This window comes from Hymenobacter pini, from assembly GCF_020421205.1.
Lineage (GTDB): Bacteria > Bacteroidota > Bacteroidia > Cytophagales > Hymenobacteraceae > Hymenobacter > Hymenobacter pini.
In genome coordinates this window covers 77086-99253 of the sequence record NZ_JAIZZH010000008.1, presented here as the reverse complement: position 1 = coordinate 99253, position 22168 = coordinate 77086, and the positions used below count along the sequence as shown (strand labels likewise).

Sequence of the window (22168 nt, the reverse complement as noted above, 5' to 3'; positions counted from 1 at the left end):
GTGTGGCCTGCGCCTCCGGGGCCTTGCTTGGCTGCTCATCGGGTAACAAGGTCGTAGGGGCTTTATCACCGGCCGGCGCAACGCCTGGAGGTAGAGCCGCTTCGTCGGCTTGGGGTATGGGTTGCGGCGGGGTTTGGGCCTGCCCGGTAGTCAAGGATTCGTCTGCTTCGCCGGCCTTTATCTGGGGCACCGGCGCTGGGGTCATCTCGTCATCTTGCTCAGCCATTGGAAAGTGGAATAGATGAAGGAAAAAGCCACCCTGACCGCCCAGCGCGGGTGCTGGGAAGCCCGGAATTCGACTAGTGCAAACCTATCGGCCACCACTAGGCGCGGAGCAGAAACTTGACGAGTGGTCGGAAATAGGAGGTGAGGTGCCGGCCGGGTACACGAACGGCGCGCTTGCTACCGGAATACTTATCTTATTTTAGCATTTGCTTAAATTCGCAAGCATTACCTTTGCTTAGAACACTTTTTTTATGATGAATACAACATGCATCCGGGTCTATGCCGATGCCAACTATCTCCAACAGTGCCAAGGCCGTCTGGCAGACGTGGATTTCTCTTTGCAAATAATGGCCACCGTATTGGCTCTGGCGGGCAACGAGGTAAGGCTCCGAATCCTTTACCTGTTGGCCACCGAGCAGCAGCTCTGCGTGTGCGACATTGCCGACATATTGCGCATGACGGTATCGGCTGTTTCACAACACCTGCGCAAGCTCAAGGACGGGGGCGTGCTGCAAGCCCGGAAAGTAGGTCAGACGGTTTTTTACGCACTGAGTCCTACCCACGCCCCGTTGGTGCAGCCGCTGCTGGCGGGACTTATTGCCTCATCAACTTCTGTTCCGACCTCATGAGTAAGACCAACCAATCCTTACTGGGCACTGGCCTTCTCGCGGCCTTGGCAGCCTCTCTGTGCTGCATCACTCCCTTGCTGGCCGTAGTCGGCGGCTTGGGTGCCTCGGCCGCATCCTTTTCTTGGCTCGCTCCCTTTCGCCCATTTCTGGTGGCGTTGACGGTCGGTGTATTAGCCTTTGCGTGGTATCAGGCGCTGAAGCCAGCTGTTATAGAGGCTGATTGCGGCTGCGCGGTCAGCTCCCGAAAGCCGGTTCTGCAGTCTAAAGCCTTTCTGGGCTTCGTCACGGTGCTGGCCGCAGTTCTGCTAACATTCCCCTACTACGGAACCTACCTGCAGCCCCAAGCAGCCGGGGCTCCTACTTCTCCAGCCTCAACGGCAGAATCGCCGGTATGGCAAACTGCTTCTTACCAAATTGAAGGTATGACCTGCGAAGCCTGTGCCCGGCACGTGGAACAGGCCGTGCAGCAATTACCAGGAGTTCAGTCCGTCTCGGTATCCTATGACCAAGCCACTGCCTTGGTGCGGTTTGACACTACCAAAAGCCCGGTCGCGCAGGTACAGCAGGCCATCAATGGCACCGGCTACCATATCGTACCCAGCCGCTAATCTTTCGATTTACCAATGAAACCCCTCCAGCTGACCTCCACGCTTACCTGCCCGGTTTGCGCCCATCAGCAGTCTGAGCAGATGCCCACTGATGCTTGTCAGTATTTCTACGAGTGCCCCAGTTGTCACACCATTCTCAAGCCGCTGGCCGGTGACTGCTGCGTATACTGCTCCTACGGCACGGTGCCCTGCCCGCCCATGCAACAACCAGGCACTAGTAGCTGCTGCGGCTAGTCCTAGCTTGCACTACTGCTCGGCCTTTTCCTTAATCAGGTGGCGCAGTACCGGGTCCTGCTTGATGCGGCTGAGCTCGCGGGCGCACAGCTCCTTCACGTCCGTTTTCACGCGGTTGAAGTTAGCTTTAATCATCTCCTCGGCCTCGTCCTTGCCCGTAGCCGGATTGATGAAGCTGGTAATATCAGGAATGGGCTGGTAGCCGCTGGCCTCTGCCGCCACCGCCTTCACGTCCACCTGAATGCGGGCGTGAAACACCTTCTGCTCGATTTCCTCGCCGAAGTTATCGGCCACTGCCCCCACAAAATTTCCCTGGGTGAGGTTGGCAATGGTGCTGGCCGGAATCATGCTGTCCATCTGCGTGGAAAGGCTGGTGCTCATCTCGCGCATATTGATGCTCAGGCTCTGGCGCCGCTGCAGAATCTTGCCAAACCGCTCGCTCAGCCACTTGCCGCTGTTACCCGATACCTGGCCGCTAAATACATTGCCCACTGTATTCTTGATGACCTCGGCCTCCTTTTGCCCGTAGTCACGCTCCAGCTGCGAAAAGTCCTGAAAGCCCAGGCAGGTGCTCACCTTGTTGCTGCGGGCCGTGGCAATGAGGTTATCGAGCCCCTTGAAGTAAATGGTAGGTAGCTCATCAATGATAAGCGACGACTTGCGCTTGCCCTTCTGGTTGACCAGCTTCACCAGCCGGGCGTTGTAGAGGCCCAGCGCGGCCCCGTAGATGGCCTGGCGCTCGGGGTTGTTGCCCACGCACAACACCTTGGGCTCCTCGTTGCTGTTGATATCGAGCGTGAAGTCGTTGCCCGACATCACCCAGTAGAGTTGCGGTGAAGCCAGCCGGCTCAGCGGAATCCGGGCCGAGGCAATTTGCCCTTCCAGCTGCTCAATGGCGTCCTTCTGAAACGCCGACACGAACGGCTTCACCAGGTTCTCAATTTCCGGGTACGAGGCCAGCACCGGGAAAATCTCCTCGTAGTCGCGGCTCAGAAACTCGATAACGTGGGGGAAGGTACAGTACTTGCCTTTCTCGAACAGCTTCAGAAACCAGATAATGGCCGCCACGAAGTTGATGGGCGACTCTACGAAAAAGTCCCCCTGCTTCTGAATCCAGCTCTTGTTCAGGTTCAGCATGATGGTCGACGCGCTTTCGTAGGCGTCCACGATGTCGGTCATCAGCTCGGGCAGCAGCGGGTTGCAGCGGTGGCTCTTGCGGGGGTTGTCGAAGTTGATGACGTAGAAGCCCACCGGCCGGTCAAACTTATCCTGGTGGCGCAGCAGCGTGTTGTAGCAGATGCGGCTCAGGTCATCAAACTTGTAGTCGTAGATGTACATGCAGAAGCCTTTGGCCAGGTGCTGCCGGATAAACTCGTTGATGATGGCGAAGCTCTTGCCCGAGCCGGGCGTGCCCAGCACCATGGTGGCCCGGAACGGATTTACCACGTTCAGCCAGCCCCGGTGCTTCTTGCCCCGCAGCCGGTACTCGGTGCGCAGGTTCACCGAGTATTCGTTTTCCATCAGCCGCTCCTCCTGCGGGAAGCTTTCGTTCTCCTTGTTGAAAATGTCCTTCAGCAAGTCGTTGTTGAACAGCCTACTCAGCCACGCCCCGGCGCTCAGCAGCAGCAGAAAGCCTCCCGTCAGCAGTCCGGCGTAAAGCACCGTCGTCAGCCCGGCCCCCAGCGTCAGCCCGCGCACCGCATCCGACCCAAAAAGCAGCAGGAGCCCCAGCGCGGCGGAGACCGCTACCGTCCGGCCCTTGAGCTCCTGGTTGGCGCGCCCCCGCGTGCCCAGGCAGCTAAGCAGCAGAAATACCACGGCCAGGCTCTTGCTGACCCAGCTCGCCTTGAACAGAAACGTATTGCGCGTGAAGCTCTCCAGCAGGTGCTCCACCACGCCGGTCGTCCAGCCCAATCCGCGGAAGTAGCCGAAACAGTAATAGTAGATGTTTACGGCCAGCAGCCCGATGGCAAACAGGCGCATAAACTCCATAATTTTCCGTAACCCTTTTTCGTCTTCCATCGCTTGAACCACTTGGTGAATCAAGCAACTTACCTCCCCGCCTGACCTCTGGTGCGGATTACTTGACGAGCGGTTGAAAGTCAGCGGTGAGGTGCACGCTCAGCACACGAAGGGCGGCCCCGCCTCCGCCCTATGCCTACTGCTTGCGCCCCTTCCGGCGGGCCTGCTTCGGCCGTGCCGGCGGCACTGACCGGGGCAGCGTGGTCGATACCCCGGGGCGGGCCTGCCGCTCAACCTCCGGCTCCATGGCCGGCTTCATGGGCGCGGCCAGGGCCTCCCGCAGCTGCGCGCCTTTGTAGCCTACTTCCTGGCCCCGCAGAGCCACGCCTTCCGTTGCAAAGCTGACGCCGCGCAGTACCTGACCCTTGTCGTGGATGTAGCGGATTTCGATGGCCAGCTGGTGCAATTGCAACGCCAGCCACTGCTCCCCTCCCCTATCCGGCTGCTGCAGCAGCTGCGCCAGCGCCTGGCTTACCCGCTGCCGCGCCGCCTCCTTGGTGGGGTCCAGCGCCTTCAAACTGCGCCGCCTTTCGGGTAGCGGGGCCATGCCTAGTTCCTGGCTTATCTGCCGCGTGATGGCCGGCTGCCGGTAGAAATTATTATCCGTCCGCAAGGCCGGGCCGCCGTCAATCGGCACTCGGTTCAGGTAAATGTGCACGTGGGCGTGCTGCTTGTCCCGGTGCTCATACACGACCACCTGGTGCCGCTCAATCGGTGCTCCCATCAGCTCACAATAGCGCTTGGCCGCCGCCACCTTCTGCGCCTGGCTCACGGCCTCCCCGGCCTTCCACGAAAGTACCGTATGCCACACGGGCTTCTGCACACGTTTACTCCGAGCCGCCACGGCCTGCATATCCTGCGCCATTTCTTTTGGGCTCCCTGGAATCACGTTGGATACCACTAAAAGTGGCGCTTCTCCGGGCTCCTTGCCCCTCCCCTGACGCTGCCCAGCACCATAAGTTAGCGCGCCCTCGAAGTCGCTACCCGTAGTTGTTTTAGCAATCATAGTAGATAACTTCTAATAACTGTCAGCGCCTCTAACAGCTGCGTCTCGTGGTTGCTAAACGACTTACCAGCCTGTGCCAGACGCGCAATCTGATTGAGGTTAGTACCAATGCCAACCAGCTGTCGTCGCAACTCCGGTGGCACACTTTCTTTTATTTCTACCCCCCGTCCAACGTCCCGCAAATAGGCTGAAACTTTCTTGTAACCAGCTGCCTTAGCTTTCTCTTGCAGTTCCTTTTTCTCATCTGGGCTCACGCGTACATCAATGCGCAAAGTGCGCGCGGCTTCGGCAGTGGTTTCATTTGGCTTTTCTGATTCCATATTCTATTTATGGTATCCCATAAAGTATGGCTACTGAACAGCGATGTTCGCTCTCTACGCAAATCTAAGCAGCTAGAGCTAGCAAGCCAAGCCATGTGAGCCTGCGAACATGGTGGTGTCATTGAATCGGGCAAACGAAGTTTGTCCGGACAATGACATGGCTTGCTGGTCGATGAACGAGCGGATTGAACGAGGACGCTGAACGAGGTTAGGATTATAGCTAATGTGCTTCTTTGCATCACTACTTCTTTGCTTCATTGAAGCAAAGAATACATTAGTTAAAGTTGGCATGACTAGCCATACCACCTGCACACTCATCGGCGCTATCTTCTGTGATTTTTTGCTTCAAAGAAGCAATGCGTCAACGCTTCGGTGCGTCACAAAGATGATTTGTACCAATTGCAAAAGCCACGGTGAATTCTTGCTTCTATGCTTCGGCGCTTCATTGCTTCGTAAAAGCCAATCATACAAATCTTTTTTGCTTCAATGCTACATTGTATTATTGCTTCAAGGGATTTATGCTTCAACGCTTCATTGAAACTTTGAAATACTGGCACACTGGCAGCCTGCTTCAGCGCTTCAATAATTCAACGAGGCCATGTATCTTTGAGGCTCTGCTTCTTTGTTTCGAAGATTCACACATGCAGGGAAGTTTTGAAGCAAAGAAGCAAGGCCTCAATGCTTCATAGACACAATGACACACTGAGGCACTGACACATTAATAAAGAGCTGCTTTTCAAAACCACTCACCCAATGAAAAATACTCGGGTATTAGCCTTTGCCACCCAGAAGGGTGGGGCGGGCAAGTCAACCATCGGCACGCACGTCGCCTCGGCGCTCTGCTACCTCTACGGCTATAAGGTAGCGATGCTCGACTGCGACTATCCGCAGAATACCCTGCACGCCTACCGCAACCATGAGCAGCAGTTGCTGCAATCCGACGTGGCTTTTCAGGAGCGGCTCATCAAGCAGGGGGTAACGCCGTACCCTATTGCTATTTCAAGCGTGGAAAAGGCCGTTGAGGCCATTGACACCCTGTCCGAGAAAGAGTTCGACTTTATTCTAGTAGATACGCCCGGCACGGTAAACGTCGTGGGATTGAGCGAACTGCTGGAGCGGGTAGACTACATCTTTCTGCCTATGGAGCCGGATATGGGCACCATTGCCTCCACGATGTCTTACATGCACATCCTAGGCAACTTCACCCGACAGCAGCGGCCGGAATCCAACCTAGCAGGGTTCTATGCCTTCTGGAACAAATTCCTCAAGGCCGAGAAGCGGACGGTCTATACCAAAACCGCCGAGCTGTTTCGCGAGAAGGGTTACCCCCTGCTCAACAGCCGGGTGGAATCCCTGGTCAGCATCAAGGACAAGCGCTCCACGATGTTTCCCATGCCGGAAAAGGAGTTGGGCAAACTTGGCCTAGGCAGCCTGATTACCGAGATTCTGGAGCTGGTGCTTGGCAAGGGCACGGTAACCCCTTCGGGCAAAACCATCGATTTCACGCCCGCGGAATTTGAGCAGCCAGCCCCTGCTACTACAACCCTCGACGACAACGCTAACTAACGCCCGCTCCCATGGCCAAGAAAACCACCGAATCCAAAGAAGCCGCGGCCGAGCGGCGCCAGCGTGAACTTGCCGCCCTTACTTCGGGCGTTGCTGCTTTCAGCCTGATGGGCGACGCCACCCGGCCGGCAACGCCGGCACCGACGCCCGCCGAGACACCCGCACCTGCAGCTCCGGACACGCCTGCCGCGCCGTCGACAGCTCCCGCGGCCGAAGTTACTCTGCCTGTTACGGCCAAGGAACCAGAGGGAAAAAAGGCGGCTCCTGCACCAGAAGTGACAGCCGTACCCACAGCTCCCGTACAGGTGGTAGAGCCGGCAGTAGCGGCACCGGCAACGGTAGCGGACGAGCCCCGCGCCGCTGCCCCCGCGCCACTACCTTCGCCAGCTCCGGCCAGCGCGCCGGAAGCAGAAGAGGGGGAGGAAGAGCAAGCGGATGAGGAGTTGCCCGCTGCTGCACCGGTCGCAGCGGCAGGCGGGGAGCTTGACCTGGCGCAGCTGTTCGTGCCTTCGGCGGAGAAGAAGACGACCACCCTGCGCATCACGGCCGACCACCAGCAGTATTTCACCCAGCTCGGCTTTATCCTGGGCGGGGGCGCGTCGGCCCCGGATATCATTCATAACATCCTCAGCCGCTTCCGGGAAGAGCACGAAGCGCAGCTGCAGAAGGCAATGAAAAAGCAGATCCGCCAGATGATGGCACCCAAAAAATAGGGCAGCGCTGGTATCCCAGGGCTATTCCATACGTATAGCGGCCGGCTCACCTTCCGTGGTTGAGCTGGCCGTTCCGTTTCCCGCTCTGGCCTTTTCCAATGCTCCACTTACCGGTGGGGGAGGGGAGAGGCTCTACTACCACCCCGCTATGTCTACACAAACCTTATATCCATCACTACCTTACCTACAATTCGTTACCGCGTGAAGGGCGGTGCTATCTGGGCCGTGCTCGGCCTGCTACTCATCAGCCCTGGCGCCCGGGCCAACAACCGGACACCATCCTCCAATAGGACGCCCAGGACGCCGCAGACCATCGACTCGCTGCGGGCCTTGGTGCGCCATGCGCCGCTGCCGGACTCCGCTCGCTTTCAGGCGCTGCTGGCTTTAAGTGATAAGCTATTTGCCCAGGATGTGGCCGAAGGTCGCCGGGTAGGGGAGCAGGCAGTAACGTTTGCTCGACGCCGGCTTGACTGGTCCGGGGCAGCCGACGCGTTATATCAGCTGGTGGTAAACTGTGAGCGGGCTGCCGACTACGTGGCCGCCATGCACTACAGCCAGCAGGGGGTGGAGCTCACCCGCGTGCACCAACCCCGCGACCAATGGCGCTTTACCCAGTGCCTGGGCTTGGTGGCCGTGGATACCAAGGATGCGGCCGGTGGCTTGCGCTACCTGCGCCAGGCCTACCGGCAGCAGGCCGCTACCCCCTCGGTAGGGCCCCGCGAGCGGGGTGGCCTGCTGCTGAACCTGGCCAACACCTTCCTGGTGCTGCAGCGCTACGACTCCGTGCTCCACTACGCCACGCGGGCCCTGCCCTACATGCAGCGGGCGGCCGATGCTCGGGGCCTGGGCTACGTGTACCAATTCCGGGGCGAAGTCTACGCCAAGCTGACGCCCCGCTCGCGGGCCAGCCTGGCGGCCGCGGCCACGAATATGCAGCGGGCCCTACGCATCATGCAGCGCTACCGCTACCAGCCGCAGGCGGCCAGTTCGGCGCTTTCACTGGCGCGGGTGTATCGCCTGCAGGGCCGGCCCCGGGCCGCCCAGCGGACGGCGGAGCTGGCCTTAGCCCTGGCCCGCGCGGAGAAAATGCGCGAGTACGAAGCGGATGCTCTCTCCAGCCTGGCCTGGGCCTATGCCGACCAAAAGCGTCCCGCCCGTGCGGATGAGCTCGACGCCCGGGCGGAGGATCTGCGCGATTCGCTCTTCAACGGCAATAAGGCCCGCGCCCTGGCCCAGCTGCAGGTGCGCTACGACGTGCAGTTGCTCACCGAGCAGAAAAAGGCGGCCGAGTTTGAGCAGCGCAGCCAGCGGGCCCAGCTGCACTCGCTCTGGCTGCTGCTGGGCGGCCTTGCCACGACTGTGGGCGTGGGTGGGGGCCTGTACTGGCGGCTGCGGCGGCAGAAAGCCCTGTTGGCCCTGGCCAACCAGGCCAACTGCCGGGCCGTGGCCGAGAAAGAGGTGCTGCTGCAAGAAATTCATCACCGCGTCAAGAACAACCTGCAGTTGGTCAGCAGTCTGCTGGCCTGGCAGCGCAGCATCCTGCCCGACCCTTTGTTGCAGCAGGCCCTGGCCAGCTCGCAGGCGCGCATCCAGAGCATGGCCCTGGTGCACGAGTTTCTGTACCGAGCCGACAACCTCTCGCAGGTGCGCATGAATGAGTACCTGGGCGAGTTGCTGGAATCCCTGCACAGTTCGCTCACCACGCCCCAGCAGCGTATCCAGCTGAGCAGCAGCCTGGCGCCCCTGGTCATGGACCCCAAAGAAGCCAGCGCCCTGGGTTTGGTAGTGAATGAGTTGGTGACCAACGCCTACAAGCACGCGTTCCGGGACCGGGACCGTGGCAATCTGCACGTGGCGCTGGAACAGACCACGGCTGGCTTCCAGCTCACGGTGCAGGATGACGGGGCGGGCTTACCAGCGGCGGAAACGACGCCCGAAACTCATTCGTTGGGCTTGCAGTTGGTTAATACCCTAGCCCGACAGCTAAAAGCCAGCGTATCGACCGCTCCCCTTCTTCCCACGGGCACCCAGGTAATTGTGGCCAGCGTTTGACGCCGGCCCGTCGCCTCGTCCCTTATTCCCCTCTATGGCTACCATCCTCATTGTTGAAGACGAACTGCTGATTGCCGCCGAGATTGAACGCGCCCTGGTGCGGCTGGGCCACACGCCCCTGCCGCCCGTGGACAACAGCGACGAAGCGCTGAGCGTACTGGCCGCCCAGCCCGTGGAGCTGGTATTGATGGATATCAACATTGCCGGCGACTGCGACGGCATTGCGGCCGCGCTGCTCGTGCGGCGGCAGTTTGCCGTGCCGGTGGTGTTTCTAACGGCCCGCTCCGACTCGGCCACCCTGAACCGGGCCAAGCTGGCCCAGCCCTACGGCTTCCTGGTCAAGCCCTTCACCGATGACTCGCTGCGGGTGCAGATTGAGTTGGCCCTCTTCAACGCCTACCAGGCCGGGCCCGTGGGGCCAGTGCTGGACACGGCCGATGCCGGCACGGAGGTGCTGGGCCCGGCCGAGCGCTGCCCCAAGTTTAAGGACTACCTGTTCGTGCGCAAAGGCTCGGGCCACGTGAAGGTGCTGCTCAGCGATATTCTCTACTTCGAGGCCCTGCAGAACTACGTGCGCCTGCACACGGTGCGGGAGCGGTTTGTGTTTGACTCCACCCTCAAGGAGCTGGAACAGAAGCTGCCCGACCAGTTTTTCAAGACCCACCGCTCCCACATCGTAAACCTGGACCACGTGCAGGCCTACGAGGAAAGCAGCGTGCTGCTGGGTACCGAATACGTCCCGGTGAGCCGCTCCTGCAAGGATGAGCTGAAGAGCCGCATTCACTTAGTCGGTTAAGCCGAGATAAGCTTGTATTTCGGAAACGGTGCTCTTGGCCGAGCGTCCCACGCCGATGAGAGTCGCCGAAGCAAAGCCCGTCCAGCTGCCGTAGCCGACCAGCCACAGGCCGGGCACAGCGGTAGCGCGGGTGCCTTCGGTGGCTACGCGGCCATCGGGCTGCACCACGCCAAGCGGCCGCAGGTGGCCAAGGGCCGGCCGAAAGCCGGTACACCAGATTACAGCATCGACTAGCTGCTCGCGCCCATCGGCCCACCGCACGCCGGTCGGGGTGAAGCGCTCGAAAGGGCGGACGCTGCTTAGTACCCCGCGCTGGCGGGCATCTTTCACCGCGTCCACCATGACGATGTCGCCCAGCGAAGCGGCGGGCGCGGTGTGGCCGGCGTGGTAGCGTTGGGTAGCTTGGGTAAAGAGCACCCGCCCGTCCACGTCATCGGGCAGGAAGCGCGGCTCCTGCTCCGTGACCCAGGTCGTGTGGGCAACGCGCGAGACATCAGCCAGAATCTGCGCCCCGGAATTGCCACCGCCCACAATCAGTACCTGCTGCCCGGCAAAGGGGGACGCGTTGCGGTACTCGGCCGAGTGCAGCTGGCTGCCATGGAAGTCCGCTTGCCCTGGGTAAGCCGGCCAGAAGGGCTGGCTCCAGGTACCCGTTGCGCTAACCACGGCGCGGGCTTGCCACTCACCCTGGTCAGTACGGACAAGGAAGCCCCTGGGTAGCGGCTGCATGCTTTCTACCCGCACCGGGCGCTCCACGGGTAACTGGTAGCGCTGTTCGTAGTGATATAGATAGTCGACCACGGCGTCGCGCGTGGGGTACGTGGCGTCGGCAGGCCGGGGCATCAGCCAACCGGGTAGCGAGCTGGCGTCGGCCGGGGAGAAGAGCCGAAGCGAATCCCACCCGTGCTGCCAGGCCCCGCCCGGTGCCGGCTGCCCGTCCAGCAGGACGAAGGACAAGCCCGAGCGGCGTAGGAAATAGCCGACCGCCAGGCCGCTTTGGCCGGCCCCAATCACCAACACGTCTACCGAAGCGGGCTGCATAAGCAGGGGGGCGTTATTCGGCCGGGACGAACTCCCGCTGGGCAAACTCCTGTGCGTAGGCTTTGACCTGGTCACGTACGGCGCGGAACTGCTGCAGCACCTCTTCTTCCGTGCCCGTGGCTTTGGCCGGGTCGGGAAAGTTATGGTGCAGCTTCCTGGCCGTCGAGGGAAACACCGGGCAGACCTCGTTGGCGTGGTCGCAGACGGTCAGGACGTAGTCGAAGGGCACGTGGGCGTACTCGTCGACGTGGTTGCTGGTGTGGTGCGAAATGTCCACGCCGTCTTCGCGCATAACCTGCACGGCCCGCGGGTTCAGCCCGTGGGTTTCAACGCCGGCCGAGTACACGTTGGCCGCGTCGCCGAGCAGCTGGTTCAGGTAGCCGTGCAGCAGCTGGCTGCGGCAGGAATTGCCGGTGCACAGCACCAGCACATTTTTCTTGTCAGACATGGGCAGCGGAAGTGATTAGCGAGGGGAGGGTGCCGAGTCACCATAGTGGCGGCGGCGAAACCAGAAGGCCAGATTAACCAGCGCAATGAGCGCCGGCACCTCAATAAGGGGCCCGATAACGCCGGCAAACGCCTGGCCGGAGTTCAAGCCGAACACCCCGATGGCCACGGCAATGGCCAGCTCAAAGTTGTTGCCGGTCGCGGTGAAGGCAATGCTCGTGTTTTCGGCATAGCTCGCCCCCAGATACTTGCCGGCCACGAAGCTGAGCACGAACATGATGCCGAAATACAGGGCCAGCGGCAAGGCAATGCGCAGCACGTCGAAGGGGATGCGCACGATCAGCTCGCCCTTCAGGCTGAACATGACTACGATGGTGAGCAACAGCGCGATGAGGGTGACGGGGCTGATGGCCGGCAGAAACACCCGCTCGTACCATTCGTCGCCCTTTAGCCGGCGCAGCACCAGGCGGGAGAGAAAGCCGGCCGCGAACGGAATGCCCAGGTACACGAGTACGCTCTGGGCAATGTCGCCGATGCCGATGTGGACCGCGTACCCTTTCAGGCCGAAGTAGGGCGGCAGCACCGTGATGAACAGCCACGCCAGCACCGAGTAAAACAGTACCTGGAAAATCGAGTTCAGGGCCACCAGCCCGGCGGCGTACTCGCGGCTGCCATCGGCCAGGTCGTTCCACACCAGCACCATGGCAATGCAGCGCGCAATGCCGATGAGGATGAGCCCCATCATGTACTCGGGCTTGTCGGGCAGCAGCCAGATAGCCAGCAGGAACATCAGCAGCGGGCCGACCACCCAGTTCAGCAGAAGCGAGAGGCCGATGATGCGCGTGTTGCGGAAGACCTTGGGCAGCTGCTCGTACCGGACCTTGGCCAGCGGCGGGTACATCATCAGGATGAGCCCTACGGCCAATGGCACGTTCACAGTGCCTACCGAGAAATAGTTGACCACGCGCTCCACGCCGGGCACGAAGTATCCCAGCGCCACGCCGGCGCCCATGGCCAGGAAGATCCACAAGGTCAGGCCCCGGTCGAGGCCGGAAAGCTTCTTGCGGGCAACGGCCACTGCCGGGGCCGTAGGGGAAAGATTTGTCATAGCGGTTAAGTCAGCCCCACTTCGGTGCTGCGATGCTCCAGCAGAAGCGTGTCGCGCCACTGGTCACCCATTTTGCCGATTCGCTCACGGCGTCCGACTAGCCGGAAGCCAGCGGCTTCGTGCAGGCGGACGCTGGCCTCGTTTTCGGGGAAGATACCGGCCTGCAGCGTCCACATGTCGTGCTGCTCCGACTCGCGTACCAGCGCTGCCAGGAGCTGCCGCCCGACGCCCCGGCCCCGGGCCGCGTCGGCTACGTACACGCTCACCTCGCCCACGCCGCCGTACACGCAGCGGCTCGACACGGGGGAGAGGGCCGCCCAGCCGAGTACCTGGCCGTTGTCATCGAGGGCGACGAGGCGGCTGTGCGGCAGGTGCCCCCGGTCCCATTCCTCCCAGCTCGGGGCCGACGTGGCAAACGTGGCGTTGCCGGTCGCAATGCCGGCTTCGTAAATAGCTTTGGCGGCCGGCCAGTGCTCCGGCGCGAAGGGCTGCAGGGTCATGTTCTGTTGATGAGAAGGGGGAAGAAGCGTAGAAGGCGAGTAGCAGCACCTAGCAGCACCCGCCGCCGGGCGTGCAGGCGTTGGCGGCCGGGACGGCCGGCGTAGCATCGACCAGGGTGAAAGCCATCGGCGCGGTCGTCAGCATTTCATCGACAGCCAGCGCCTGCTGAGCCGCCGGGGCGATGCAGCACTGGCTGTTGCCGCCGGCCTGGTCGTACTCGGCCTGGTAGCGCGGATCGTTGAACTCGGCGTCTTCGTGGAAGTAGTACACTTCCCACTCCACGCCGTCCGGGTCGTTGACCCAGAACTTATCCTGCTTGGCGTAGCAGCAGCTGGTGCCCATCTCTTCGCGCGCTACCAGGCCAGCCCTGCGCGCCACTTCCAGACGCTGCTCCATCTCCTGCACCGTCTCGACCTGGAAGCCCAGGTGCCCGAAGTTGCTGGCCACTCGCTCGGGGTTCTGCACGAAGGAGATGATCAGCGAGGGCTTGTCGAGCACGTACTTCGCGTAGCCCGGCTTGATCTTGGCGGCCGGCTGTCCGAAGAAGGCCGTGTAGAAGTTCACCGTGGCGGTTAGGTCGGAGACGTACAGCGAGACGTGCATCCGGGGAAATACAGACGTTTCCATGCGAAAGGCGAATTGAAAGGGTGAAATGAATTAGCAGCAGGAGCCACCGGGGGCGCAGGCCTCGTTGGCGGTTGATTCGACGAAGAAGGCGGTGAACTGCTGGTGCACCTGGCGTAGCAGCTCCGTGTTGAGGCAGTAGCAGACGGTCAGCCCGTCAATCTCCCCGCGAATCAGGTCCAGCGCCTTCAGCTCCTGCAAGTGCTGCGAGACGGTGGTACGCGAGAGCGGCAGCTCGGCGGCGATGTCGCCGGAAATGCACGTCTTCTTCGAGGCCAGTAGCTGAATGATGGCCACCCGGGCCGGATGGGCCAGCGCTTTGGCTACGCGGGCGAGTTGCTGTTGCTCCTCAGTGAAAGCGGCGGTCTTGGCGTACGTCATGGCAACTATGTAGTATGTCGCAATTATACGACATTAAATGACGTATGTTTACGTCTTAGGCAGAATTTTCTTTTTCAACTCTCCGCTTGCGGCGTCCTGCGTGCCTGCTGAACAGCAATTAACCGCCCGCTGCTGACAAGACGTAATCCCGGTCACAAAGCTCATTTTCTGGTTTAGGAGCCGCTTTATGGGTTCTAATCAGCTGCTATTCGTGTGGAGTCGGTGCACCTCACCACCCGATTTTAACCGTTCGTCAACTTTCTACTAATCGGGTTTTGAGGCCGGATAGGTTTGCACAAGTCAAACCTGTCTGGTTTGGCACTTCCACGCTCAGGTCGGCCGACCCGAGGTGCCACACTTGATTCCTGCCGATGCTCAGCGCTTATACCTGGAGCCAGTTTGGCCTGTTTATGCTGGTTGTGGTTCTGCTCTACTACCTGGTAGTCGGATTACTCTACTACCGCGCCGAACTCGCCCCGCTGCTTTCGCTCGGTAAGCGCGGCGCGGGCAGCACCCTGGCCACCGCCACGGCTCCGCCCGCCCTGGTGCGCCCGACCTCCGCCTTTGCGCCGCCGCAGCCGGCTGCCGCTGGGGCCGCTCCGGAAGCCACGGTAGCGGAGGAAGGCGCGGCGGATAATCTGCCCCCCAACAATGAATCAGTAGTAGAAGGCCAGTTGCCCGCCTCCACCGCTACGGCTACTGGCCAAGACCAGAGCGCCGACGACAGCGCGCCGATGGATGCTGCTTCAGTCTCGGCTGAGGAGCAGGCTGCCGCGCAGGACCAGAACAGGACCGAAGCCCCCGACCAGGCTGATGAGCGCCTGGCCGAGCTGGTGCGGCGCGAAGCCCATGCCGAGGCGGACCTGCCAGCGGCCGTCGACCAACCCACCGAACTCCTCGACGCCGAGCCCGCGCTTCAGCAGCAACTGCCGGCGAGCTACGAGCCGCTGGCTTCGTTCGAGGAGCCGGTGGCCTCCCCGCTGGACATCATCACCGCCGGGCCCGCCCCGCAGCTGGTGGCCGCCGAATCGGTCAGCGAGTACATCGCCCTGCTGCAGGCGGGCCAGAACCCGCCCGCCCCGGCCGGCCTGCAGGGCAGCTGCCTGGCTGAGCAAATGGCCCAGCACCTGGAAGAATACCAGGCCGAGCTGGCCGCCCTGTTCGGATCTGACGAGCTGTAGTGCCCGTCTCGCCCATCCTCCACGTCTCATTCTTTCCCATTCGTATGAACCAGAAGCGTTTTAGTACCTCGCTGGCCGTTCTGGCCCTGCTCCTTAGTTCGCACCTGCTCTACGCCCAAACCGGGGGCGGCAACGGCACGGCCGGCATCCAGGATGCCACTACTCAGGTCACCAGCTACTTCGACCCGCTCACCAAGCTCATGTACGCCATCGGGGCGGTGCTGGGCCTGGTGGGCGCCATCAAGGTATACAGCAAGTGGAACTCCGGCGACCAGGACACCCAGAAAACGGCCGTGTCGTGGTTTGGCTCGATGATTTTCCTAGTCATCGTGGCCACGGTGGTACGCTCGTTCTTCCTGTAAGCTGTCTAACCATGCCCGTTTACGACCTGAACCGCGGCATCAACAAGCCCGTCGAATTCAAGGGGCTGGTGGGCAGCAACATTTACTTTTTGGTGGCCGGCATCGGGCTGGTGTTTGCCCTGTTCGTGACCTGCTACCTGGCGGGCGTACCGCTGGCACTCACCGTGCTGCTCACCTTCCTGGCCGGGGGCGGCATGTGGGCCGGGGTCTTCGCCCTGAACCGCCGCTTCGGCGAGCATGGGCTGATGAAAGCCGCCGCCCGCCGCTCCTCGCCCCGCTACATCACCAACCGGCACAGCCGCCTTTTCCAACGCCTCAACCAGGACCCGCCCGGCCGCGCGTAGCGGCCGGCGCGGGTGCATTCCCTGCCTATGAGCAACAAGGTTCTGCCCTCCGTTTCCCTGGAATCCAAGCAGCCCATCTACAAGGTGGAGAAGGATTGCCTCGTCTCGAAAAACGCGGACGTGACGGTGGCCTTCCGGCTGGAGCTGCCGGAAATCTTCACCCTCTCGCGCGAGGACTACGCCCAGCTGCAGGCCGCCTTCGTGAAGGCCGTGCGCCTGCTGCCCGACCACTGCGTGGTGCACAAGCAGGACTGGTACGTGGAAGACAAGTACGCGCCGGGCTTCGAAGCTGAGCGCACGCTGCTCTCCGCCGCCTACGAGCGGCACTTCAACGAGCGGCCGTTCCTGAACCACTTCTGCTACCTCTACATCACCAAAACCTCGTCGGAGCGGCCCAATTGGGGCAGCACCTCGGGGCTGCTGGCCCGGCGCCACATCGTGCCCAAGGACATGCTCGACACGAAGGTGCTGGAAAGCTTCTTCGACAGCGTGGGCCAATTCGTGCGCACACTGGAAGGGGTGGGACCCACCAACGCGCCCTTTATCCGCTCGCACCGGCTTACTTCCGATGAGCTGGCCGGTACCCAGGAAAAGGCCGGGCTGCTGGAAAAGTATCTCTCACTGGACTTGTCCGACCAGGCCCTGCAGGTGGACCTGGATTTGACTAACGGGCTGAAGGTAGGGCAGGAGTTCTGCCAGATGTTCTCGGTGGCCAACCTCGACGACCTGCCCACCTCGGTGGAAACCGACATCCGCTACGAGGCCTACAGCACCGAGTACTCGGACTTTCCCATCTCCTTTGCCGCGCCGCTGGGGCTGCTGCTAGGCACCAGCCACATCCTGAACCAGTACGTGTTTCTGGATAACACCCAGAAGACGGTGAAAACCTTCGAGCAGAAGAAGGACCGGCTCAACTCCCTCTCGCTCTACTCCCGGCAGAACGCCATCAACGTGGAGTACTACCACGCCTTCCTCAACGAGCTGATTGCCCACAAGCGCCGCCCGGTGCGGGTGCACTGCAACGTGCTGACCTGGGGCCGCAGCGAGGAGGAGCTGGCGGAGGTGCGCAAGCTGGTCAATGCGGCCTTCAACCAGATGAACTGCAAGCCCCGGCAGAACACCGTGGACATTGCCGCGCTCTACTGGGGCGGCATTCCGGGCAACGCCGGCGACTTTCCCGCAGAGGAAACCTTCTACACCTTCATCGAGCAGGCCGTCTGCTTCTGGGCCTCGGAAACCAACTACCGCTCCACCGGCGCCACCAAGGGCATCAAGCTCTCCGACCGCCTCACCGGCAAGCCCGTGCTGGTGGACATCTCCGATGAGCCGATGAAGCGGCAGGTCATCTTCAACCGCAACAAGTTCGTGCTCGGCCCCTCGGGCTCGGGCAAGTCGTTTTTCACCAACCACATGGTGCGCCAGTACTACGAGCAGGGCGCCCACGTGCTGCTGGTGGACACGGGCAACTCCTACAAGGGCCTCTGCGAGCTGGTGGGCGGGGTGTACTTCACCTACGAGGAGGATGCGCCCATCGCCTTCAACCCCTTCCTGATTTCGGGCAAGCTCGACGTGGAGAAGAAGGAAAGCATCAAAACATTGCTGCAGGCGCTCTGGAAAAAGGATGACGAAGCGGTGAGCCAGTCGGAGTACGTGTCGCTTTCCACGGCCGTGAGCCTGTATTACGTGATGCTCGAAGCCAACCCGGCTATCCAGCCCAGCTTCAACACGTTCTACGAGTTCGTGAAGGGCACCTACCGCAAGGTGCTGGAGGAGGAGAAGGTGCGCGAAAAGGACTTCGACATCGACAACTTCCTCTACGTGCTCGGGCCCTATTACCGGGGCGGCGAGTACGACTACCTGCTCAATTCCGACAAGGAGCTGGATTTGGTGCAGGCCCCGTTCATCGTCTTCGAGCTCGACAACATCAAGGACCACCCCATCCTGTTTCCGGTGGTCACGCTCATCATCATGGAAACCTTCATCTCCAAGATGCGCAAGCTCAAGGGGGTGCGGAAGATGATTCTGATTGAGGAGGCCTGGAAGGCGCTGACCACGCCCGGCATGGCCGCCTACATCAAGTACCTGTTTAAGACGGTGCGCAAGTTCTTCGGCGAGGCCATCGTGGTCACGCAGGAAATCGACGACATCATCGGCAACGAGATTGTCAAGGACGCCATCATCAACAACTCGGACTGCAAGATTCTGCTCGACCAGCGCAAGTTCATCAACCGCTTCGAGGAGATACAGGCGCTGCTCTCGCTCACGCTTAAGGAAAAGGACCTGGTGCTGAGCATCAACCGCGACAACAAGCCCGCGCGGGGCCGCTACACTGAGGTGTTCATCTCACTGGGCGGGGTGGTGTCGAAGGTGTACGCCATCGAGGTGTCGAAGGAAGAATACGTGACCTACACCACCGAGGAAACCGAGAAAGTGCGGCTATTCGAGAAGCTACGCCAGACCCGCGACATGCCCACGGCCATCAAGCTCTTCGCTGCCGAGCTGCGCGAAGGGTAGGAGCTTCACATCAACAAAAGGGAAAAAACGATGAAAGCGAAAGTCACCATCCTGGGCTTGGCCTGCCTCTCCTTCAGTGCCATGAAGGCATCTGCTCAACTCGTAGTAACGGCCCCGGTGTTGGAAGTGCAGTCCGGCGTACAGACCGGTCTGCAAAACACCATGAAGGGCCTTTCTAAAGCCGCCAACGTGCTGGTAAAGGCCGGCGTGAAGGAGCAGGAGCTAACCAAGGTATTCTCGGAGAAGAACCTGCAGCTGGCCAAGACCTGGTACGACGGACTACAGCAGGTCAGCGCGACGGTGCGCACGTATCGGCGCGTGCAGTCCGTGTTTGAGAAGCAGGGCCAAATTATCCAGACCTACGCCACGGCCATTGAAACCCTGCGACAGTCGCCCTTTGTGCAGCCAGAGCAGCTCTCTACCATGACCAGCGTGTACTCGAAAATGCTGACGGAGGGCGCCAACACCGTTTCGGACCTGCAAACCATCGTCAGCCCAGCCATGCTCAAGATGACGGATGCCGAACGGATGCGCTTCATCGACAAGCTGGACGCGAAGATTTCCGACCAGTTGAGCCTCATCAACTACTACACGCAGCGCAACTACGTGCAGATGCACCTGGCGGAGCAGAAGGCCCAGGATACACAGGCCCTCAACGCGCTGATGGGCGCCCGCTAGCCACCGACTCATCCCCGACTTGCTCCCTTATGAAAGCAACCTCCAGAATGCTCACCCTGGGCCTGACCCTGCTGGCGGGCCCAGCCTGCGCGCAAGCTGTCATATCGGCTCCGGTTGCCGAGCAAAGCTCGCGTAAGCAGATTTTCCACCAGGGCGTGTCCACTACCCTGCTGGGGCAGGGCAAGAAGCTGGCCGGCGACATGAAAGTGGTGAGCGGCCAGATTAAGGGCATCATCGACAAGACGCAGCAGCTGCACGACCAATGGTACAGCAGCCTGCTCCAAATCAGCGCCGGAGTCCGCAACTACCGCCGGGTTCGGGAGATTTATACGCATCAGAGCGAGATGATTAACCAGTTCGCAGGTGCCATCCCGGAGCTACGGGCTCAGCGGCTCACCCCCGCGCAGCTCAGCGAAGCCTCTACGGTCTACCAAACCATCCTGCAGGAAAACGTCGCCCTGCTCGGGGAGCTGGCCGGGGTGCTTAGCGCAAATAAGGCGAAGATGACCGACCCGGAGCGCATTGAGTTCATCGACAACATCGCCGACCGCATCAGCAAGCAGCACGACTTGATGAATTACTTCAGCAACAAGTGCCGGGCCATCGCGCAGCACCAGGCGCAGCAGGTGCGGGACCGGGAAGCGGTAAATGCTTTTATGACTGCCCGCTAGGGGGCACCCTTTCCTTTCACTTCCACTTTCGACCCGATGAAAAGCAAGCTAAATCAATTGCTCACTGTAGTTGCCACCCTGACAATGGCACTGTTCACCTCGTGTTCCTCCAACAGCGGAACAGCCCAGTTCCTGGGTGAATGGCAGTCAGTAGATAGCCCCGAGCGGCCGCGTATGACAATTCAGGAGCGCGGAGATAATCTGACGCTGCTGGAAGGCAAAAAGGAATACCCGCTCACCTATGACAAGGATAATCACAAGCTCACCGTCAACACCGGATTCGGAGCTATGGACATCATCTACCTGGATGAGAAAAACCACCTCCTGGTTTCCGGGGAAGGGGAGTATGCCCAGGTAGCCAATTAAGTCTCTCGCTCCGCTTTTAACAATGCCCGCATGGACCCGACCGCAATTGATTTGAACATGGCCGTGTACGAGCAGAAGCTCGACGCCATTTACACCGAAATGCTCACGTTCACCTCCCTGTTCATCAACCTGGGACGGGCCATCGGGGGCATCGGAGCCCTGTTGTACATCAGCAGCAAGGTATGGGGAAACATTGCCCGGGCCGAGCCCATCGACCTGTTTCCGCTGCTGCGGCCATTTGCTATCGGTCTGGCCATCCTGCTGTTCGTGCCCTTGTGCGGTGCATTGCGCGGCATCACCATGTCCGTAGCCCATGGCACCGATGCTATCCGGATGGGGCAATTGGCGGAAGTAAACCGGCTCACGGCAGAACGCGACCGTCTGGCCGCTGATGCGAAAGCCAAAGCCGACATGCAAATCAATGAGGACTACGAAAAGGAGTTGGGCAAGCTCGGGGCGCTGGACGTGGGCCGCAAGGCCAGTCTGGCGTTCAATCAGGTCCAGTATAGTGTGGGCCAGAACTTCCGGGAATGGACCAAGTCTATTCTGGAGTTGGGCGCGCTGGCCGCCAAGCTGGCCATTAGCCTCATTTCCACTTTCCTGTTGGTGCTGCTCAGCGTCGCCGGCCCGCTAGCCTTTGGCATTGCTATCATTCCGGGCTTTGGCGGGGGACTTCTGAAGTGGTTCGGCTACTTCCTCACGATTTCGCTCTGGGTACCGGTAGCCAACATTTATGCGGCGGTGCTGGCCCACGTTCAGGTAACAATGCTCAACGAGAATATCCGGCAGCTCAGCGCTGGCGGAAGCGTGGAATCGGCTGACATTGCCTACCTGTGTATGCTCGTGCTGGCCATCGTGGGCTACATCTGCGTCCCCAAGGCGGCGGATATGCTGATTGACGGCTCGGGTGTGGGCAGCGCGGCCACTTCGTTTATCACCACCACCACGGCCACCACCGCCGCCATTGCCGGTGCAGCCAGTGGCGCCGGCCTTCGGACCAGCGCGGGTGTGGCCCAGGGCGCAGCCGGCTGGGCCACCACCCAAAACATGTCGCGCAGCGAGGAGCTCGGCCACCGGGCGGGCATGGCTTTGCGCGAACGATTTAGCCGCAAAAGCTGAGTGACCAGCTCCCTATCCTCCCACTAGCCCCTCCTAGCCATGTTCGCATCCCTGAAAACCATCGACTCCGCCTTCCAGCAGGTTAAGACCCTGGCCCTGCTCTTCATTGTGGCGGTGCTGGTGCTGGCCGGCACCATTGCCTACTTCGCGTTTCAGACCACCACCGCAGCTGCCAACCGCATCTACGTGCTGGAGGGCGGGCAGCTGCTCACGGCCGGCGCCCGGGATGCGCGGGCCAACCGCCCGGTGGAAGCCCGCGCCCACGTCACGCGCTTCCACGAGCTGTTTTTCACCCTGGACCCCGACCAGAAGGCCATCGACAGCAACGTGAACAAGGCGCTGTACCTGGCCGACAACTCCGCGAAGCGCCAGTACGAGAACTTCAAGGAGAAGGGCTTCTACAACGACCTGATTGCCGCCAACATCAGCCTGGAAATGAGCGTGGACAGCGTGGTGATAACCAACTCGCGCCCGTTGGTAGCACGGTGCTACGGCCACCAGCGCGTCATCCGGGCCACCTCGGTGACCACCCGCAACTTCCTTTCGGAATGCTCGCTGCGCGACGTGACGCGCTCGGAGAACAACCCGCACGGCTTCCTGATGGAAAATTGGCGCGTGCTGCGCAACGAAGACCTCAGTACTCAGCCCCGCTAAGCCCCA

General features: G+C 60.9%; 26 protein-coding genes. 16 read left to right on the top strand and 10 right to left on the bottom strand.

Annotation, left to right across the window (positions count from 1 at the left end):
* Positions 1 to 226 (bottom strand): hypothetical protein (locus LF252_RS22360; protein WP_226271821.1); only part of this gene is annotated, 226 nt, incomplete at its 3' end.
* Between the two features lie 346 nt (positions 227 to 572).
* On the opposite strand from LF252_RS22360, the gene LF252_RS22355 reads away from it, so the two are divergent.
* Genes LF252_RS22355 through LF252_RS22345 form a run of 3 tightly spaced genes read left to right on the top strand, consistent with a single transcriptional unit; the run spans position 573 to position 1696 of the window.
* Positions 573 to 854, top strand: a complete 282-nt coding sequence (locus tag LF252_RS22355; RefSeq protein WP_226271820.1) for an ArsR/SmtB family transcription factor — start codon at positions 573 to 575, stop codon at positions 852 to 854.
* Entirely contained in the window at positions 851 to 1462 is a 612-nt protein-coding gene (merTP, locus tag LF252_RS22350) for a mercuric transport protein MerTP (protein ID WP_226271819.1), read from the top strand. The genes LF252_RS22355 and merTP overlap by 4 nt, the downstream gene beginning before the upstream one ends.
* A gap of 15 nt (positions 1463 to 1477) precedes the next feature.
* Positions 1478 to 1696, top strand: coding sequence for a GDCCVxC domain-containing (seleno)protein (locus tag LF252_RS22345; RefSeq protein WP_226271818.1), 219 nt, complete (start codon positions 1478 to 1480; stop codon positions 1694 to 1696).
* A gap of 12 nt (positions 1697 to 1708) precedes the next feature.
* Here the strand turns inward: LF252_RS22345 and mobC are convergent, their stop codons facing one another.
* From mobC to LF252_RS22330, 3 genes are all read right to left on the bottom strand, one after another.
* Complete coding sequence (mobC, locus tag LF252_RS22340) at positions 1709 to 3718, bottom strand: conjugal transfer protein MobC (RefSeq protein ID WP_262905068.1); 2010 nt, start codon at positions 3716 to 3718, stop codon at positions 1709 to 1711.
* A gap of 136 nt (positions 3719 to 3854) precedes the next feature.
* Positions 3855 to 4724: a relaxase/mobilization nuclease domain-containing protein gene (locus tag LF252_RS22335; protein ID WP_262905067.1), complete on the bottom strand. Its 870-nt coding sequence runs from the start codon at positions 4722 to 4724 to the stop codon at positions 3855 to 3857.
* Positions 4721 to 5044 carry a plasmid mobilization protein gene (locus LF252_RS22330; RefSeq protein WP_226271815.1) on the bottom strand — a complete coding sequence of 108 codons (324 nt, stop codon included), beginning with the start codon at positions 5042 to 5044 and terminating at the stop codon, positions 4721 to 4723. Before LF252_RS22330 ends, LF252_RS22335 begins: the two co-directional genes overlap by 4 nt.
* Positions 5045 to 5797: 753 nt before the next feature.
* Here LF252_RS22330 and LF252_RS22325 point away from each other — a divergent pair.
* From LF252_RS22325 to LF252_RS22310, 4 genes are all read left to right on the top strand, one after another.
* Entirely contained in the window at positions 5798 to 6610 is an 813-nt protein-coding gene (locus LF252_RS22325) for a ParA family protein (protein WP_226271814.1), read from the top strand.
* A gap of 11 nt (positions 6611 to 6621) precedes the next feature.
* Complete coding sequence (locus tag LF252_RS22320) at positions 6622 to 7323, top strand: hypothetical protein (RefSeq protein ID WP_226271813.1); 702 nt, start codon at positions 6622 to 6624, stop codon at positions 7321 to 7323.
* 816 nt (positions 7324 to 8139) lie between these two features.
* Entirely contained in the window at positions 8140 to 9375 is a 1236-nt protein-coding gene (locus tag LF252_RS23095) for a sensor histidine kinase (RefSeq protein ID WP_394370418.1), read from the top strand.
* A 34-nt stretch (positions 9376 to 9409) separates the two neighbouring features.
* The gene (locus LF252_RS22310; protein WP_226271811.1) at positions 9410 to 10171 is read left to right on the top strand and encodes a LytR/AlgR family response regulator transcription factor; all 762 of its coding nucleotides are present in this window, start codon (positions 9410 to 9412) and stop codon (positions 10169 to 10171) included.
* On the opposite strand, the gene LF252_RS22305 is transcribed toward LF252_RS22310, so the two are convergent.
* Genes LF252_RS22305 through LF252_RS22280 form a run of 6 tightly spaced genes read right to left on the bottom strand, consistent with a single transcriptional unit; the run spans position 10160 to position 14273 of the window.
* Positions 10160 to 11212, bottom strand: a complete 1053-nt coding sequence (locus LF252_RS22305) for an ArsO family NAD(P)H-dependent flavin-containing monooxygenase (RefSeq protein ID WP_226271810.1) — start codon at positions 11210 to 11212, stop codon at positions 10160 to 10162. The two genes, LF252_RS22310 and LF252_RS22305, sit on opposite strands and share 12 nt — an antisense overlap.
* A gap of 13 nt (positions 11213 to 11225) precedes the next feature.
* Positions 11226 to 11660: an arsenate reductase ArsC gene (locus LF252_RS22300; protein WP_226271809.1), complete on the bottom strand. Its 435-nt coding sequence runs from the start codon at positions 11658 to 11660 to the stop codon at positions 11226 to 11228.
* 15 nt (positions 11661 to 11675) lie between these two features.
* Entirely contained in the window at positions 11676 to 12767 is a 1092-nt protein-coding gene (arsB, locus tag LF252_RS22295) for an ACR3 family arsenite efflux transporter (protein WP_226271808.1), read from the bottom strand.
* A gap of 5 nt (positions 12768 to 12772) precedes the next feature.
* Entirely contained in the window at positions 12773 to 13267 is a 495-nt protein-coding gene (locus LF252_RS22290) for a GNAT family N-acetyltransferase (RefSeq protein WP_226271807.1), read from the bottom strand.
* Between the two features lie 49 nt (positions 13268 to 13316).
* Positions 13317 to 13895: an ArsI/CadI family heavy metal resistance metalloenzyme gene (locus LF252_RS22285; protein WP_226271806.1), complete on the bottom strand. Its 579-nt coding sequence runs from the start codon at positions 13893 to 13895 to the stop codon at positions 13317 to 13319.
* A 30-nt stretch (positions 13896 to 13925) separates the two neighbouring features.
* Entirely contained in the window at positions 13926 to 14273 is a 348-nt protein-coding gene (locus LF252_RS22280; protein WP_119446586.1) for an ArsR/SmtB family transcription factor, read from the bottom strand.
* 371 nt (positions 14274 to 14644) lie between these two features.
* Here LF252_RS22280 and LF252_RS22275 point away from each other — a divergent pair, with 371 nt between their 5' ends.
* Genes LF252_RS22275 through traK form a run of 9 tightly spaced genes read left to right on the top strand, consistent with a single transcriptional unit; the run spans position 14645 to position 22162 of the window.
* Positions 14645 to 15454 (top strand): hypothetical protein, encoded by an 810-nt coding sequence (locus LF252_RS22275; protein WP_226271805.1) that lies wholly within the window; start codon positions 14645 to 14647, stop codon positions 15452 to 15454.
* Positions 15455 to 15498: 44 nt separating this feature from the next.
* Positions 15499 to 15816, top strand: coding sequence for a DUF4134 domain-containing protein (locus LF252_RS22270; protein ID WP_119446588.1), 318 nt, complete (start codon positions 15499 to 15501; stop codon positions 15814 to 15816).
* Between the two features lie 11 nt (positions 15817 to 15827).
* The gene (locus tag LF252_RS22265; RefSeq protein ID WP_183405369.1) at positions 15828 to 16160 is read left to right on the top strand and encodes a DUF4133 domain-containing protein; all 333 of its coding nucleotides are present in this window, start codon (positions 15828 to 15830) and stop codon (positions 16158 to 16160) included.
* Positions 16161 to 16187: 27 nt separating this feature from the next.
* Complete coding sequence (locus LF252_RS22260) at positions 16188 to 18674, top strand: TraG family conjugative transposon ATPase (protein WP_226271804.1); 2487 nt, start codon at positions 16188 to 16190, stop codon at positions 18672 to 18674.
* A 30-nt stretch (positions 18675 to 18704) separates the two neighbouring features.
* Positions 18705 to 19352 carry a hypothetical protein gene (locus tag LF252_RS22255; protein WP_226271803.1) on the top strand — a complete coding sequence of 216 codons (648 nt, stop codon included), beginning with the start codon at positions 18705 to 18707 and terminating at the stop codon, positions 19350 to 19352.
* Positions 19353 to 19381: 29 nt separating this feature from the next.
* Positions 19382 to 20023: a hypothetical protein gene (locus LF252_RS22250; RefSeq protein WP_226271802.1), complete on the top strand. Its 642-nt coding sequence runs from the start codon at positions 19382 to 19384 to the stop codon at positions 20021 to 20023.
* A 36-nt stretch (positions 20024 to 20059) separates the two neighbouring features.
* Positions 20060 to 20389, top strand: a complete 330-nt coding sequence (locus tag LF252_RS22245; RefSeq protein ID WP_226271801.1) for a hypothetical protein — start codon at positions 20060 to 20062, stop codon at positions 20387 to 20389.
* 30 nt (positions 20390 to 20419) lie between these two features.
* Positions 20420 to 21508: a hypothetical protein gene (locus LF252_RS22240; RefSeq protein ID WP_226271800.1), complete on the top strand. Its 1089-nt coding sequence runs from the start codon at positions 20420 to 20422 to the stop codon at positions 21506 to 21508.
* Between the two features lie 39 nt (positions 21509 to 21547).
* Positions 21548 to 22162: a conjugative transposon protein TraK gene (gene traK / locus LF252_RS22235; RefSeq protein ID WP_183405372.1), complete on the top strand. Its 615-nt coding sequence runs from the start codon at positions 21548 to 21550 to the stop codon at positions 22160 to 22162.
* Positions 22163 to 22168 lie beyond the last annotated feature (6 nt).

Coding starts and splice junctions, on each gene's coding strand:
- LF252_RS22330 (WP_226271815.1), bottom strand. CDS start 5,044: ATGGAATCAGAAAAGCCAAATGAAACCACTGCCGAAGCCGCGCGCACT.
- LF252_RS22300 (WP_226271809.1), bottom strand. CDS start 11,660: ATGTCTGACAAGAAAAATGTGCTGGTGCTGTGCACCGGCAATTCCTGC.
- LF252_RS22285 (WP_226271806.1), bottom strand. CDS start 13,895: ATGGAAACGTCTGTATTTCCCCGGATGCACGTCTCGCTGTACGTCTCC.
- LF252_RS22250 (WP_226271802.1), top strand. CDS start 19,382: ATGAAAGCAACCTCCAGAATGCTCACCCTGGGCCTGACCCTGCTGGCG.
- merTP (WP_226271819.1), top strand. CDS start 851: ATGAGTAAGACCAACCAATCCTTACTGGGCACTGGCCTTCTCGCGGCC.
- LF252_RS22275 (WP_226271805.1), top strand. CDS start 14,645: ATGCTCAGCGCTTATACCTGGAGCCAGTTTGGCCTGTTTATGCTGGTT.
- LF252_RS23095 (WP_394370418.1), top strand. CDS start 8,140: ATGCAGCGGGCGGCCGATGCTCGGGGCCTGGGCTACGTGTACCAATTC.
- LF252_RS22305 (WP_226271810.1), bottom strand. CDS start 11,212: ATGCAGCCCGCTTCGGTAGACGTGTTGGTGATTGGGGCCGGCCAAAGC.
- LF252_RS22345 (WP_226271818.1), top strand. CDS start 1,478: ATGAAACCCCTCCAGCTGACCTCCACGCTTACCTGCCCGGTTTGCGCC.
- LF252_RS22355 (WP_226271820.1), top strand. CDS start 573: ATGGCCACCGTATTGGCTCTGGCGGGCAACGAGGTAAGGCTCCGAATC.
- LF252_RS22335 (WP_262905067.1), bottom strand. CDS start 4,724: ATGATTGCTAAAACAACTACGGGTAGCGACTTCGAGGGCGCGCTAACT.
- traK (WP_183405372.1), top strand. CDS start 21,548: ATGTTCGCATCCCTGAAAACCATCGACTCCGCCTTCCAGCAGGTTAAG.
- LF252_RS22255 (WP_226271803.1), top strand. CDS start 18,705: ATGAAAGCGAAAGTCACCATCCTGGGCTTGGCCTGCCTCTCCTTCAGT.
- LF252_RS22290 (WP_226271807.1), bottom strand. CDS start 13,267: ATGACCCTGCAGCCCTTCGCGCCGGAGCACTGGCCGGCCGCCAAAGCT.
- LF252_RS22280 (WP_119446586.1), bottom strand. CDS start 14,273: ATGACGTACGCCAAGACCGCCGCTTTCACTGAGGAGCAACAGCAACTC.
- LF252_RS22325 (WP_226271814.1), top strand. CDS start 5,798: ATGAAAAATACTCGGGTATTAGCCTTTGCCACCCAGAAGGGTGGGGCG.
- LF252_RS22270 (WP_119446588.1), top strand. CDS start 15,499: ATGAACCAGAAGCGTTTTAGTACCTCGCTGGCCGTTCTGGCCCTGCTC.
- mobC (WP_262905068.1), bottom strand. CDS start 3,718: ATGGAAGACGAAAAAGGGTTACGGAAAATTATGGAGTTTATGCGCCTG.
- LF252_RS22245 (WP_226271801.1), top strand. CDS start 20,060: ATGAAAAGCAAGCTAAATCAATTGCTCACTGTAGTTGCCACCCTGACA.
- LF252_RS22240 (WP_226271800.1), top strand. CDS start 20,420: ATGGACCCGACCGCAATTGATTTGAACATGGCCGTGTACGAGCAGAAG.
- LF252_RS22265 (WP_183405369.1), top strand. CDS start 15,828: ATGCCCGTTTACGACCTGAACCGCGGCATCAACAAGCCCGTCGAATTC.
- arsB (WP_226271808.1), bottom strand. CDS start 12,767: ATGACAAATCTTTCCCCTACGGCCCCGGCAGTGGCCGTTGCCCGCAAG.
- LF252_RS22310 (WP_226271811.1), top strand. CDS start 9,410: ATGGCTACCATCCTCATTGTTGAAGACGAACTGCTGATTGCCGCCGAG.
- LF252_RS22260 (WP_226271804.1), top strand. CDS start 16,188: ATGAGCAACAAGGTTCTGCCCTCCGTTTCCCTGGAATCCAAGCAGCCC.
- LF252_RS22320 (WP_226271813.1), top strand. CDS start 6,622: ATGGCCAAGAAAACCACCGAATCCAAAGAAGCCGCGGCCGAGCGGCGC.